This is a genomic window from Maribacter thermophilus, from assembly GCF_001020565.1.
Taxonomy (GTDB): Bacteria; Bacteroidota; Bacteroidia; order Flavobacteriales; family Flavobacteriaceae; genus Maribacter; species Maribacter thermophilus.
Map to the genome: position 1 here is coordinate 2,700,114 of NZ_LDAS01000001.1, position 13,822 is coordinate 2,713,935.

The following is a 13,822-nucleotide window of genomic DNA, read 5'->3' on the forward strand; positions in this document are numbered from 1 at the left end:
ATTTAAAACCAAAATTATGATCAACGGAATTACCTTAGTATTGTTAAGTATCATAGCAGTACCATCATTAGTACTTTCAAAAAAACCGAACGCAAAAGAGCTATTGGAAAAAATTGAACCCTACCAAGGATGGATAGGCCTAATTTTCTGTATTCTTGGCATATGGGGCATTATTACCGCCATCTTAAATATCGGCTGGTTGACAACAGCTCCCATTTGGTGGATTACCTTAGCCGCAGGAAGCCTTGTACAGGCAACTTTAGGTTTTATGCTAGGCTTTGGACTTATAAACAAACTCTTTATGTCAAAAAACACCGAAGCACAAGAAAAAGCCGCCGAATTAAGAAGCAAAATTGCCCCAAAACAAGGTAAATTAGGCATCTTAGGTCTTGTTGTAGGTGGATGGATGATAGTTGCCTCTTTTCTTTTTACCCTTTAATTTTTAAAACAATAAAATATCAAAATCATGAAAAAATTTATCATTTTGTGTGCCGTTATAGGTGCTACCGCCGTAAATGCACAGAACAAAGATCTTCAAAAAACAGTTTCTGTTACAGGTATGGCCCAAGTAGAAAGAAACGTATCTACCCACAAGGTAAAAGCTACCTTGAACATGGATCAATTGTATTATTCGGACCCACAAATTAAGTCGCTACAAGAATTTAAGGACAAGTATTTCGAAGCTTTGAAAAAAGTCGGTATCGACCCTGAAAACTTTGTGGAGAAAGAAATGGAATTTCTTACCTCTGGATATCAAAAAGAAGGTACGGTGTTAGAGTTTGAAACCTCTTCTGAAGATATTGCAAAAAAATTATTGTCCGTAAAGATGAACGGTGTGGTACACCAATACCTGTTTAAAACTACGATAGACCAAAAAACAATGGACTCATTACTAAAAACAGCCTTGGCAGATGCAAAGGCAAAAGCCCTAAAACTTTGTGAATTAACAGGGCAAAGCTTGGGTGATATTGTCTCTATTTCGGAAAACTTGCCGTTAACCGATGTATGGACCAGCTATTACAATGATTCTGGAGATTATTTAACCCTATCTGTAACCTACGGAACAAAATAAACTTAGTTGGTTGGTTTGTTAAGGTACCCGACTTATTCCTCTATGGATGGTCGGGTATTTTTTCGCAATATAAAAACAGTTTATCTGTTCTCATACCCATCTTTCTAGATCTACCACAATGATCTTTACGAATTTACCCAGTTTTTAAAATCTGTTGCCTTGGCCTTACTTACCACAATGCGCTCATCGGCCTCTGGCCTTACGTTTACGATCAATTTTCCGTTAAAGTAATAATTGATGTTTTCTATGACATCTTTTCTAATGATAAATTGCCTGTTCACCCTATAAAATTTCTCTGGATCTAATTCTTCTTCAATCTCTTCGAGCTTACCGTCCACCACATAAGATTGACCACTTAGGGCAATCCCCTTTACGACACCGGTATCTATTTTAAAATAAGCGATATCAGCTACTTTCAAAGGAATTAATTGATCACGGTGCCCTACCAAAAAAGTTGTTTTGTAGTTTTTTACTTTTCTGTTTATCAAACTGAGTAAACCCTTAATCTGATTCTCGGCGATCACGGGCTCTTTTACATGGCTTTTAAGTTTATTTAAAGCGTCTTTCAGTTCATCTTCGTCTATGGGTTTCAATAAATAATCTATACTGTTTACTTTAAAAGCTCTCAGGGCATATTGATCATAGGCGGTCGTAAAAATAACGGGAGTGGTTATATTGACTTTTTCGAATATTTCAAAAGAAATACCGTCCGCCAAGTGAATGTCCATAAAAATCAATTCTGCTTCGTATGGTTTTTTAAAATACTCCACTGCACTTTTAACGGAATCCAACACATCAACAACCTCTATATCGCTATCTACCCCCTGAAGTAAATAGGCAAGGTTGTCACTGGCCGCAAGTTCATCTTCCACGATTACAACTTTCATAATTCTTTGGTTAAAGGAAGTTCTACACTGAAAACATTATCTACGGTTCGCACGGTCAACTTTTCTTTTAGTAAAATCTCGTACCGTTTTTGCAGGTTTGCCAGTCCGTTCTTTGTACCGTCCGCCAGGTTGGTCCTAGGTCTTATTACATTTTCTACAAAAAGAGACCCATTCTTATCAAAAATATTTACAGTCAATGGATTAGATCCTGAAATCTCATTGTGTTTTACCGCATTTTCCACCAATAATTGCAGTGCCATAGGTGGTACTTTCTCTTCTAGGCAATGTTCATTTATGTTTACATCTATATGCAACCGATCCCGATACCTGGTTTCCATTAAATAGGCATAGCTATCCAAATATTTAAGTTCTTCACGAATACTTACCAAATCAGAATCACCGCTCTGCAGTATATAGCGATACATATAAGACAATTTTTTCACGAACTGTGTCGCCGTTTTATTATCTCTTATCAATGATGTCAACGAGTTCAACGAATTGAACAAAAAATGGGGGTCTATTTGGTTTTTTAAGGCGTTAAGCTCATTCTGCAGGTTTTGCTGCTTTAGCCTTTCGTTTTCTATTCTACTCTCTTGTTGGTCTACCTGTAACCTAAGAACACGGGCAATAAAGAACAGTACTATCAAGAAAAAAATGTAATTAAACTTGGTAAATCCTCTTTCTTTAGAATCCATTTCTATTCCCATGACATAGTAGAAAAAGTGACCGAACAATTTTAAAAACAATATGAGAACAACAATATCGGCAACAAGCATTAACACCATTCTTGCAATGTGCGATCCTTTAAATTTTAAGTATCCTACGTTTGTGTTCAGCTCCAATATTACCCAAGAAAAGAAGAAAAAAAGAACATACCTGTATAAAAAATCAACAACCCATTTACCAGAGAAATCAATGGCTCCCTCCGTTATCATATTATATAGATAAATGGTTCTAGGTAAGGATATAAGAAGTGCCAATAATAGAGCTACCCTTATTATCTGGGTATGTTTTACCTGTTTTATCATCATTGGATTGTTCTTTGGCAGTATCTCAAATTTACGTCAATTTTAGTTGGTGATTTTTACAAAAATCCTTTTCTATCACAGGCCTTCAGTAAATTAAAGACCTGTAAAGAAAATAAGCCTTGGATTCTTTTACTTGGCAAATGCATCAAAGTTCTCGGGTAGATAAGGGGCTACGTCAAAACCCAACTCTACTTCCTCTTCTTCCTCTAATACTATAATATCGTCTGGATCCACCTCCATACCCTTGTACGCATTAAACCCAAAAGGTAAATAATCGGCCGTGTCAAAACCTAAAACAATTTCTTCTTCCTCTTCTACCAACACGAGATCATCGGCCTTCATGTTGGCAGATTCCATTTCCATTCTTAAGCCCTCTGCAAAAGGGTTATGTATTTCCTCAAGAAAATCTACGCTTCCATGATCTTCTTTGTTCGATGTTTTGTCAAATCCGGTAAAGGAAATTAGCAATGCGCCCAATAATCCTATTCCCAATAGGCCTGTTATTTTTTTCATGATATATACTATTTGATTTTATTAAATATTATTTGAGGACAAATGTAGGCCAACACTTCTCTTGCAGATGGCACTAATTATGTGAAATGACTGAAAACCAACTCCAACCAACCCATTCCATAACTGAAATAAACATAAATCACCTTGGGTTGTTAAATAGGACAACTACCAACGGCACAAAGAAACAATCCACAACCTATTCACCTAATTACCAACAAGTAACAATAACAAATCATAAAACCTGTGATACCTGTAACAAATATAATTTCTAATTACAGCCCGTAATCTTGTAAATTACAGAACAAACAAAAAATAATTAGTTTTATACAATATATTTCATCAGAAAAACCATTTAATTGACAATCGTTCAAATTAATTTACAATAACGCAATCGATTACATAAAATTAGAATGATATACCTACAACACATATACACATCTCACCTAGTACATACCAGCGCTAATGAAACCCAAATGAGACATATAGTTTGTAAACCACAAAACGGTCCGTAAAAAAAGATGTATCTAGCCAGCCTACCAATGTACGACCGCTATATCGTTGAAAGAAAATAAAATGCCGATTACAACCGAAAATCAATGAACACATCGACTCCGAATACAGAAAAATTTATTCATGAAGACTATCTGCTGGAAAATAACTTTTCGCAAAGACTTTATCATGAATTTGCCGCTACAATGCCCATTATCGATTACCATTGCCACCTTCCGCCAAAAGAAATAGCGGAGAATCGCATATTCGACAACCTTACACAAATATGGATCAACGGAGATCATTACAAATGGAGGGCCATGCGTACCTTCGGAATCGAAGAAAAGTATATTACCGGTACGGCCCCCGACCATGAAAAATTTGGGCAATGGGCAAAAACAGTGCCCTATACCCTGAGAAACCCACTATATCATTGGACACATTTAGAGCTAAAACGATACTTTGACATAGATGTATTGCTGAATACCTCTACAGCGAATGATATTTATACCGAAGCTACCACAAAACTGCAAACCACCGCATATAGTTGCCAGAATCTGATAAAAAAAATGAATGTCAAGGTGGTGTGCACCACCGAAGACCCTATCGATGATCTGGTACATCATCAACATATTGCAAAAAATGGATTTGGGGTAAAAATAAGTACATCGTTCAGGCCCGATAAAGCCCTATTAATCGGCGACGAGAACTACAATTCATATCTAGATAAATTAGCGGAAGCCAGTGGTGTAGAAATTACCACCTACAAATCGCTCTGTGATGCACTCTCTAAAAGATTGGATTATTTTGATGCCAATGGGTGTAAGTTATCCGATCACGGTTTAAGCAACATTCCATACAGAGTCTATACGGATGCTGAAATAGAAACCATATTTCAAAACAGAAGGACCCATAAAGTAGTTACGATAGCAGAGGAAGAGAAATTTCAAACGGCCCTTCTGTTATATTTATGCGAACAATATCATAGCCGTAACTGGATACAACAATTTCATTTGGGCGCACTAAGAAACAACAATGAAAGAATGCACCGTTTGTTGGGTCCTGATACCGGATGGGACTCTATTGGAGATTACCCACAGGCCTATACGCTTTCTCGGTTTTTAAATAGGTTGGATTCAAAAGATAAACTGACCAAAACGATTCTCTATAACCTAAACCCTTCCGATAACGAGGTATTGGCCTCTATGATCGGCAATTTCAACGACGGTAGCACCAAGGGCAAAATACAATTTGGCTCCGGCTGGTGGTTTTTAGACCAAAAAGATGGTATGACCAAACAGATGAACGCACTTTCCAATATGGGGCTCATAAGTTGTTTTATAGGAATGTTGACCGACTCTAGAAGCTTTTTATCCTATCCTAGACATGAATATTTTAGAAGAATACTTTGCAACCTCTTCGGAAAAGAAATGTTGAAAGGTGAAATACCAAAAGATTTTGATCTAGTAGGTAAGATCGTTCAAGATATCTGCTACAACAATGCCAAAGAATATTTCAATTTTTAACAGACCAACCATATAACCGACCATGAAGAAAGTAACAACGTACAGAAAAACCATACCCATATTGGCAACGAAGAGATTTGTAGAATATACCCGACCCATTAATTCCAATATGGCCCATAGTGCCGCATGGTGTTTATCAACAAACTTGGTCAATACGCAACTATTATGAAAAATACCATGGTATTCCCCTTGTTGTCCCTTTTCATCTTCATCATGGGGTGTTCAACGCACTCAGATGTCAAGATCCTACGCTTAGGGCATGGTCTTGATGTAAGCCATTCTGTACATAAAGCTATGGTAAAAATGGGCGAAGATCTTTTTGAACGTTCTGGAGGTCGGTTAAAACTTGAAATCTACCCCAGTCAACAATTAGGTACGGAAAGAGAATGTTTAGAGCTTTTACAAATCGGAAGTTTAGACATGACCAAAGTATCTGTAGGCGTTTTAGAAAACTTTGCTCCAAAAACAAAAGTACTGGGCCTACCTTTCTTGTTTAGAGATCGCCAACATTCTTTTGATGTTTTAGATGGCCCTATAGGAGAAGCACTTTTAAACGAAGGTGAAAAATACTGGCTAAAAGGTTTGGGGTTCTATGATGCGGGCAGCCGAAGCTTCTATACCATGAAAAAGCCCATTCTTAAACCCTCGGACCTAAAAGGACAAAAAATAAGGGTCATGGAAAGTGCCACTGCGGTAAACATGGTAAAAGCATTGGGCGGGTCTCCTACTCCAATTTCTTGGGGAGAACTATATACCTCTCTACAACAAGGTGTAGTAGATGGCGCCGAGAACAACCCTCCCAGTTTTTACCTATCTAGACACTACGAGATATGCAAATACTATTCGTTAGATGAACATACCGTTTTGCCAGACGCCTTATTAATAGGTACCTATGCTTGGAACAAATTAACCGAACAAGAACAAGCTTGGTTGAAAGAATCGGTAAAAGAATCGGTAAAATACCAACGAATATTATGGGCCGAGGCAGAAGCAGAAGCACTGAGGGAAGTAGAAAAAGCGGGGGTACAAATTATAAGACCCGAGAAAAAGGCATTTGCGGATAAAGTGGAAGAAATCTATGAATCGTACAAAGATGACACAGATATCTACCCTTTGATCAAACAAATACAAGATACAAAACCAACTAACCAATAAGACAATGACATTACGATCAAAAATTGATAGTGTTATAAGTAAAACACTGGTCCTTATCATGTCCGTTATGGTCATAAATGTACTTTGGCAGGTATTCACAAGGTACATAACAGGAAACCCAAGTTCGTTTACCGATGAGCTGGCGCGTTACCTTATGATCTGGATCGGCGTGCTGGGCGCTGCCTATGTTTCTGGCAAAAATTTACATGTTACCATTGATATTCTGCCAACACGTTACAATGTAAAAACACAAAACAAATTTAAGGCCGTGGTTACTATACTGGTTACTCTTTTTGTATTCTTTGCTTTTGTGATAGGAGGTTCACGCTTGGTCTATATTTCTTATGTGCTCGGGCAACAATCTCCCGCTTTACAATTGCCCTTGGCAGTGGTATATATGATTATTCCCATAAGTGGGCTGTTGATCATATACTATAAAATATCAGATCTATTAATACGTAAACCATGATGGAACATATACCTATTTTAGTAATGGTCATAAGCTTCATCTGCTTATTGGCCATTGGCACACCGGTTGCTTGGAGCATTGCAATATCATCTCTTTTAACCATGTTGGTAAGTATTCCTGCAATGCCCGCTTTCACAACGGTTTCACAAAGAATGGCTACCGGTCTGGACAGCTTTGCTCTTTTGGCCATACCTTTTTTTATACTCTCTGGCGAGCTAATGAACAAAGGCGGTATTGCCCATAGGCTCATTGCTTTTGCAAAAACACTGGTCGGCTCCCTTCCTGGAGGATTGGCCTTGATCAATGTAATCGCCGCTATGTTAATGGGTGCCATTGCCGGGTCTGCCCTGGCCTCTGCTTCTGCCATGGGAAGTATTCTAGGGCCAGAAATGGAAAAAGAAGGGTATTCAAAAGAATTTGGTGCAGCTGTAAACATCACCTCTGCCACTACGGGGCTGATCATACCCCCCAGTAATATATTAATAGTATATTCCCTGGCCAGTGGTGGTGCCTCTATAGCCACCTTGTTTTTAGCGGGATATATTCCGGGGATATTGACAGGACTCTTCTTGATGATCGTGGCCATGTTCTGGGCGAAAAAGAAAAAGTATAAAGTTGGCAAAAGAAGCAGTCTAAAAGAAGTAGGAAAAACATTCATTGACGCCCTCCCCAGTCTATTTATGTTGGTAGTAGTCATTGGCGGTATCGTCTCCGGTATATTTACGGCCACCGAAGCATCGGCCATTGCCGTGTTGTACAGTTTGATCCTTGGCTTTATCTATAAAGAAATATCATTTCCTAAATTACCTCAAATACTATTGGATTCATCTGCCACAACGGCGATTGTAATGTTATTGATAGGGTCTTCTATGTGCATGTCATGGGCTTTGTCATACGAAAATATTCCACAGGATATTAGTACAGGGTTATTGAGCTTAAGCGATAACAAAATCGTAATTCTATTGATTATAAACCTACTATTGTTGTTCGTGGGCATTTTTATGGATATCACGCCGGCCGTATTGATCTTTACACCCATTTTCTTGCCCGTGGTCACTAAATTAGGATTAGACCCTGTTCATTTTGGAATTATCATGATCTTAAACCTTTGCATAGGTATTTGTACACCACCTGTTGGTTCGGTACTCTTTGTGGGTGTAAGTGTGGCAAAAACAAGCATACAAAAAGTGTTTAAACCACTATTGCCATTGTTCGTAGCAATGATATTGGCTTTGTTTCTGGTTACTTATATTCCAGAATTGAGCTTGTGGTTACCAAGTTTGTTCGATCTATAAAAGCATTTTGCACCCAAACCATAGATCTACGGATACACTTTAAGGATCAATCGGAGATTTTGATTGCCTCGTGCGATACAAATGGTGCTATACAGATTATAGTATATTAACCACAGGTTATAATATATTATCCATTAGGGAAAGAACCTGAAAAAAGGTCAATAAAAAGGGTTTAAGCCTAATATAATCTCGTTATTTTTATCGTGTATTTTTTCAATACAAAATTTAAAGAATTACTATGAGCAGCGAAAAAGATTGTTTTAAAGCAGTGAATCCGGCCACCAATGAAGTTTTGGAAGGTGAGTTTAAAAATGCGACCATATCAGATATAAATAAAGCCGTAAACAAGGCTACAGAAGCGTTTCAGACCTATAGAAAAGCCGAAAACGAACAAAAAGCACTCTTTTTAGAACAGATAGCTACCGAAATTGAAAATTTGGGAGATGCACTCATAGAACGCGGTAATTTGGAAACCGCATTGCCCGTAGGGCGTTTACAAGGAGAGCGAGGTAGGACCATGAACCAATTACGACTATTTGCAAATGTTGTAAGAGAAGGGTCTTGGGTAGATGCAAGAATAGATAAGGCGCAACCGGACAGGACACCTATACCCAAATCGGATATTAGGCACATGACTATTCCTTTAGGTCCCGTTGCCGTATTTGGCGCCAGTAATTTTCCTTTGGCTTTTTCCACAGCGGGTGGCGATACCGCCTCTGCTTTGGCAGCGGGCTGCCCAGTAGTATACAAAGGGCACCCAGCACACCCGGGTACCACAGAATTGGTTGCAAAAGCAATTGAAACGGCCATAGAAAAAACAGGAATGCCAAAAGGGACATTTACATTGCTACAGGGCAACTCCATAGAAGTAGGTGAAGTTTTGGTCAAACACGAAGGTATCAAAGCGGTAGGTTTTACCGGTTCTTACCGTGGAGGCATGGCTATTTTCGAATATGCGAACAACAGACCTGTTCCAATTCCCGTATTCTCTGAAATGGGTAGTAGCAACCCGGTATTTATTTTACCGCAAGCCCTTAAAGAGCGTGGAGAAAAAATCGCGGAAGGCTTGGCCAACTCCATTAACATGGGAGTAGGTCAATTTTGCACCAATCCCGGACTTACCTTTCTTTCCGATGGTACCACAAATGGTTTTATTAATACATTACAAGACAGAATTAATGCCCAAGAGGCAGGAACCATGTTAACTTCGGGCATTCAATCTTCCTATAAGAAAGGAATTGAATATTTTGAATCACAAGAAAGTCTGGAAATTGTAGCGAAAGGAAAAAATGATGAAGGCGCCAATAAAGCAGTTTCCACCGTGTTTAAAACCAATATTGAAACTTTTTTATCAAACGGTACTCTTGCCGAAGAAAATTTTGGTCCCTCCTCGGTAGTCGTAGCCGACGTATCTAAAGAAAAGCTCTTACAAGCAGCAAAAGAGTTAGAAGGCCACTTAACCGCTACGGTACATGGCACCGAGGAAGATTTAGAAAATTACAGTGAATTGTTTGATATATTGGAACAAAAGGTAGGTCGAGTGTTGATCAATGGTTTTCCCACGGGCGTAGAAGTTTGCCATTCAATGGTACATGGAGGGCCTTTTCCGGCAACTACCGCACCAAGTTCCACATCGGTAGGTACTAACGCCATTAAACGTTTTGTACGCCCTGTTTGCTACCAAGATTATCCGCAGGCATTATTACCAAAAGAGTTAAAAGATGAAAACCCTTTGAATATATGGCGATTAGTAGATGGGAATTTCACAAAAGAAAAACTGTAAAAAGAAAAAAAACAAGGTTTTTAACCTCATATTTTCCATATTTGCACTTAAATATTTGACCTACATTAAATATTTTATACCAGGTCTATTTATAGACGGGTCTATTTTTGTTAGTGATAAAGAGTCTATTGTCCCATTAAAAATGTGGCAAGACGAAAAATTATACGACTTAAAAACCCTATGTTTTTAGGGCAAAATAATAAGGAGAGAGAAAAGCAAACAACCCTAGCTCCGTCAAATAAGGAAAGTCTATGAATTTAAAAGTTTCGTTATTTGCTTTCTTTGCCTTTATGGTGTTATTCTCAAGTACCATTTACTCACAAAGTTTTGATGGCATAACGGGCATTAGAGATACCTCTTTCACGGTAGCATCTGCCTATGCGAACGATGTAAAAAAACATCCAAACATTAAAGTCGTAAAAGAGTTCAATCTAGAAACCGTAAAAGAACTCCATGATATTACCTATTGTTCATGGGGAGAACGAGAGCTTAAATTGGATGTATTTAAGAACACAACAGCTGCACCTGCTTTAAAAACGGCCATTATCATAATTCATGGTGGTGGTTGGCGTTCGGGACACAGAAGCCAACACCATCCTTTGGCTCAACAACTAGCGAATAGGGGATATGTTTGCTTTACTCCAGAATACAGACTTTCTACCGAGGCTCTCTTTCCTTCCGCCATTTATGATTTAAAAGCAGCTATACGATGGGTACGGGCAAATGCAGAAACCTACAACATAGATCCAGAAAAAATTGTTGTTTCCGGTTTTTCGGCAGGTGGTGAATTGGCCGCCTTTTTAGGTACCACGGCCAACAAAGCGATATTTGAGAATGAGGGCTGTTTTTCAGAAGTATCATCACATGTAAACGCCATTATAGATATAGACGGTACCCTTTCATTTGTACATCCGGACAGTGGCGAGGATAATGATCATATTTCTGCTGCCACCCATTGGTTCGGATATAATAAAAAAGAAAATCCCCTATTGTGGAAGTTGGCATCTCCACTTACCCATGTAAGTTCTAAAACTCCCCCTTCTTTATTTATTAATAGCTCGGTATCGCATATGCATGCCGGCAGGGAAGACTTTATAGAAATGCTTCGTGGTTATAATATATATTCAGAGGTTATTTCATTTGAGACGGCCCCCCACTCCTTTATCTTATACCATCCATGGTTTGAGCCTTCGGTAAACGGTATAGATAATTTTTTACAACTAGTTTTTCAGTTTTAGGCCTTATAACCATCTTACATACCGTTCTCAACCTTTCTAATATAGAAAACCTGGCACTTTATAAGAATTTTGCCCTGTTTAACAATCAAAAAAACAGGTCCAAAATCATTCAAAAATAATTGACAAACAATTGTTTGCGATCATAAAAAGATTCCGTTCTCAAATAATCAGTGATAACATAAAGCTATTACAACTAAATCTATAGCACACTTATAATTATCGATTTTACCTTTTAGATTTAAAGAAATGTCATAAATACGGCACATTTACCATAAAATAGTAACGCAAAAAAGCTTGTGTTCATAGAAGAAAACAAGCTCTTTTAAGATTCATTTATTGATTACCTCAACCAGTGCAGTGCTGATCCCTATTTTTTTACATCCAATATAGTCAGTTGATACCGACGTATAATCGGTATAGGTTTAAGTACCAGGCTATGTTCAGTTTCTCATTTTTTTGATTTTCGCCAAAGTCTCTCTAACGGTATTCTCCAACCCAACAAAATCTTTCTTCGCCAAAACTTCTTTACTGATAAGTTTTGAACCCATTCCAACACAGGTAACACCAGCATCAAACCACCCCTTAAGATTCTCCTCATCTGTACTTACCCCACCTGTAGGCATAATGCTTGTCCATGGTTGTGGGCCTTTGATCCCTTTTACAAAACCAGGTCCATATAGGGCCCCTGGAAACAATTTTACGATTTCACAGCCTAATTCCTCAGCCCTATTAATTTCGGTCAATGAACCACAGCCAGGCGACCACAACACCTTTCTACGATTACATACGATTGCAATGTCTTCACGCAAAGAAGGAGTCACTATAAAATTCGCTCCCATTTGCATAAACATACTTGCCGCTGCGGCATCGGTAATGGAACCTACGCCCATGATCATACCCGGAAGTTCTTTGATCGCGTATTTATTAAGTTCGGAAAACACCTCGAAAGCAAAATCACCTCTAGCGGTAAACTCCATCAATCTTGCTCCGCCATCATAACAGGCTTTGAGTACTTTTTTTCCTAACGCTACGTCAGGATGGTAAAACAAAGGAACCATTCCAGATTCTTTCATAACCTGTGCTACTTCTATTCTTGAAAATTGTGCCATTTATACTCTTATTTTTCTTTTAAAATTTTATTGAAATCATATTTCGAAGGATTGTCTACATACTCTTTGGCCTCTTCATAATCTTCGGTATTCAGGTAATATAGATTTTGAAAACACAGTTTTGCAAATTCAGAATCTACATCTACCAATCTGGGGGGTATTTTACCTGAGGCATCTTGCATATCCGACAAAAAAAGAGGGGCAACCTCTCCTCTGGAATTTGCGGTGACCATACAACCGCTTTTTCCTTCATCAAATATTTTTTTAACCCCAAGCCCCAACAAGGTACATAATGTTAGATCAAAACCAATAGGCCTACAGCAACGAAGTTCATAACCAAGTTCTACCGGTCTACTTTTAATATCGATACCCAGTTCTTTCAATTCTTGTTGTACCAGCATATTAAATATGTGGGCCTTGCTTACATTTCCCAATTCGGGATGACCGTGCGCATCGTACGTAAAATTGATACCGCATTTATTCAGCTCCGATTTGGGCATATTATGAAAGACCCCTTCGCTAATGAGGGCTACGCCATAATCTATATTCCTGATCTTTCTTTTTATCATCGAAGAAATGACCATACGCACCACTTTATCGAAAGTGATATTGGTTTCTTGAAACATTTCGGGGATAACCATCATTGGAAAATGACAACTTGCCGCAATACCGAATGCTAAATGACCTGCCGATCTCCCCATAGTGGACATTACAAACCAATTTTGACTGGTACGCGCATCCTCATAGGTAGTATTCCCAATTCGAACTCCCTCGTCTTTGGCCGAATGAAAACCAAATGTGGGATTTCTATCGGGCAAAGGCAAATCATTATCGATCGTCTTAGGAACGTGAATATTGGAAATGGAGATTCCTTCTTTTTTTAAATAGCCCGTAATTCTGTTGGCAGTAGAAGCAGTATCATCCCCACCGATACTAACCAACAGTTTTACATTATTCTCGCTAAAAAGGTTAGTGTTTAGCTTTTCGTTCTTGGGCTTAAAACGACTCATTATTAAAGTTGAACCGCCTCTACTGAAAATTCTGTCAGCATGAAAAAAATCGAATTCCTTAATCTTCGGATGTGTATCAAACAGTCCCTTAAACCCCTCATGTAGCCCTAATACCCGATAATCATCTTTTAAAAAAGCCTTTGCGACCGTACTGATTACAGAATTTATACCAGGAGCAGGACCACCACCACAAAGAATTAATATGGACTTTTTTGACATGCTCTTTTGATTAAGGAAGACTCATATTG

At 38.4% G+C, this 13,822-nt stretch carries 13 protein-coding genes; 8 read left to right on the forward strand and 5 right to left on the reverse strand.

Annotated elements, in window-relative coordinates:
- The first annotated feature begins 16 nt into the window (after positions 1–16).
- Both AB657_RS11670 and AB657_RS11675 read left to right on the forward strand, forming a co-directional pair.
- The gene (locus AB657_RS11670; RefSeq protein ID WP_047247964.1) at positions 17–439 is read left to right on the forward strand and encodes a hypothetical protein; all 423 of its coding nucleotides are present in this window, start codon (positions 17–19) and stop codon (positions 437–439) included.
- 27 nt (positions 440–466) lie between these two features.
- Positions 467–1,072, forward strand: coding sequence for an SIMPL domain-containing protein (locus AB657_RS11675; protein WP_047246643.1), 606 nt, complete (start codon positions 467–469; stop codon positions 1,070–1,072).
- Positions 1,073–1,197: 125 nt separating this feature from the next.
- Here AB657_RS11675 and AB657_RS11680 read toward each other — a convergent pair whose 3' ends face one another.
- The 3 genes from AB657_RS11680 to AB657_RS11690 all read right to left on the reverse strand — a co-directional run bounded on the left by AB657_RS11680 (position 1,198) and on the right by AB657_RS11690 (position 3,500).
- Positions 1,198–1,959, reverse strand: coding sequence for a LytR/AlgR family response regulator transcription factor (locus tag AB657_RS11680; RefSeq protein WP_047246644.1), 762 nt, complete (start codon positions 1,957–1,959; stop codon positions 1,198–1,200).
- Entirely contained in the window at positions 1,956–2,990 is a 1,035-nt protein-coding gene (locus AB657_RS17720; protein WP_052958695.1) for a sensor histidine kinase, read from the reverse strand. Before AB657_RS17720 ends, AB657_RS11680 begins: the two co-directional genes overlap by 4 nt.
- A gap of 126 nt (positions 2,991–3,116) precedes the next feature.
- Positions 3,117–3,500 (reverse strand): hypothetical protein, encoded by a 384-nt coding sequence (locus tag AB657_RS11690; RefSeq protein ID WP_047246645.1) that lies wholly within the window; start codon positions 3,498–3,500, stop codon positions 3,117–3,119.
- A gap of 596 nt (positions 3,501–4,096) precedes the next feature.
- On the opposite strand from AB657_RS11690, the gene uxaC reads away from it, so the two are divergent.
- From uxaC to AB657_RS11725, 6 genes are all read left to right on the forward strand, one after another.
- Positions 4,097–5,515, forward strand: coding sequence for a glucuronate isomerase (gene uxaC, locus AB657_RS11695; RefSeq protein WP_047246646.1), 1,419 nt, complete (start codon positions 4,097–4,099; stop codon positions 5,513–5,515).
- Positions 5,516–5,680: 165 nt separating this feature from the next.
- The gene (locus AB657_RS11700; protein WP_047247966.1) at positions 5,681–6,670 is read left to right on the forward strand and encodes a TRAP transporter substrate-binding protein; all 990 of its coding nucleotides are present in this window, start codon (positions 5,681–5,683) and stop codon (positions 6,668–6,670) included.
- Positions 6,671–6,674: 4 nt separating this feature from the next.
- Complete coding sequence (locus AB657_RS11705) at positions 6,675–7,139, forward strand: TRAP transporter small permease (protein WP_047246647.1); 465 nt, start codon at positions 6,675–6,677, stop codon at positions 7,137–7,139.
- Positions 7,139–8,434, forward strand: coding sequence for a TRAP transporter large permease (locus tag AB657_RS11710; protein ID WP_047247967.1), 1,296 nt, complete (start codon positions 7,139–7,141; stop codon positions 8,432–8,434). The genes AB657_RS11705 and AB657_RS11710 overlap by 1 nt, the downstream gene beginning before the upstream one ends.
- Before the next feature lie 238 nt (positions 8,435–8,672).
- Positions 8,673–10,217: an aldehyde dehydrogenase (NADP(+)) gene (locus AB657_RS11715; protein WP_047246648.1), complete on the forward strand. Its 1,545-nt coding sequence runs from the start codon at positions 8,673–8,675 to the stop codon at positions 10,215–10,217.
- A gap of 251 nt (positions 10,218–10,468) precedes the next feature.
- Positions 10,469–11,455 (forward strand): alpha/beta hydrolase, encoded by a 987-nt coding sequence (locus AB657_RS11725; protein ID WP_232304874.1) that lies wholly within the window; start codon positions 10,469–10,471, stop codon positions 11,453–11,455.
- 440 nt (positions 11,456–11,895) lie between these two features.
- On the opposite strand, the gene AB657_RS11730 is transcribed toward AB657_RS11725, so the two are convergent.
- Both AB657_RS11730 and AB657_RS11735 read right to left on the reverse strand, forming a co-directional pair.
- Positions 11,896–12,564, reverse strand: a complete 669-nt coding sequence (locus tag AB657_RS11730; RefSeq protein ID WP_047246651.1) for a bifunctional 4-hydroxy-2-oxoglutarate aldolase/2-dehydro-3-deoxy-phosphogluconate aldolase — start codon at positions 12,562–12,564, stop codon at positions 11,896–11,898.
- Between the two features lie 8 nt (positions 12,565–12,572).
- The gene (locus tag AB657_RS11735; protein WP_047246652.1) at positions 12,573–13,793 is read right to left on the reverse strand and encodes a 6-phosphofructokinase; all 1,221 of its coding nucleotides are present in this window, start codon (positions 13,791–13,793) and stop codon (positions 12,573–12,575) included.
- Between the last annotated feature and the right edge of the window lie 29 nt (positions 13,794–13,822).